The organism is Colwellia sp. MEBiC06753, from assembly GCF_053470325.1.
Genome location: NZ_JBQMTM010000040.1, coordinates 1 through 777 on the forward strand (window position 1 = coordinate 1; position 777 = coordinate 777).

General features: G+C 42.2%; 1 protein-coding gene. It reads left to right on the forward strand.

The annotated features are described in order from the left end of the window. Positions 1-92: 92 nt before the first annotated feature. Positions 93-777: IS982 family transposase (locus tag ACOB82_RS17670; protein WP_448214320.1), on the forward strand; the 685-nt coding region annotated here is incomplete at its 3' end.

Consider the following 777-nt stretch of genomic DNA (forward strand, 5'->3'; position numbering starts at 1 on the left):
TAACCTGAGCTGCGCATAAGAAATTGAACTAAATGCCCTTGCGGTGATCAGATCTTTCGACCAAGAAATATAAGATTACCAAGGACAAGGGCATGAACAACTTAGACGCAATTTACGTAGATGTCGATGATTTTTGTTTGTTATTTGAACCTCAATGGCAAGCGCACCTAATTGAAACAGGCGAAAAACAGCGAATTAAACCGTCACACCTAACATCTAGTGAAGTGATGACCATTCTGATTGCCTTTCATCAATCAGGTTACAGAGACTTTAAAACCTACTACACCAAGTTTGTTTGCCAATACTGGCAACACTACTTTCCCGATTTAGTCAGCTATACACGGATGTTGAAATTACTCCAAACTGTCTTACCTGCCTTGTGTAGCTATCTCAAACAACGATTCGATAAGCCTACAGGTATTGCCTTTATAGACTCGACCTCATTAAAAGTTTGTCACAACATGCGTATTCCCCGCCACCAAGTATTTGCTGATGAAGCCAAGCGAGGGCGAGGTACTATGGGTTGGTTTTATGGTTTCAAGCTTCACCTAATCATGAATGATGATGGCGGCTTACTTGCGGTTAAAGTTACCGAAGGCAATGTTGATGACAGAAAACCTGTTCTAGATATGGTCGATAATGTTACTGGCAGCTTGTATGCCGATAAAGGCTATGTCTCAGCGAACTTGAAGGAACAACTGGCCGAGCAAGGTATCGATTTTATTGCGGGTCAGCGAAGTAATATGAAGCGTCAGCCTATTTCGGTTTGGGACAGAG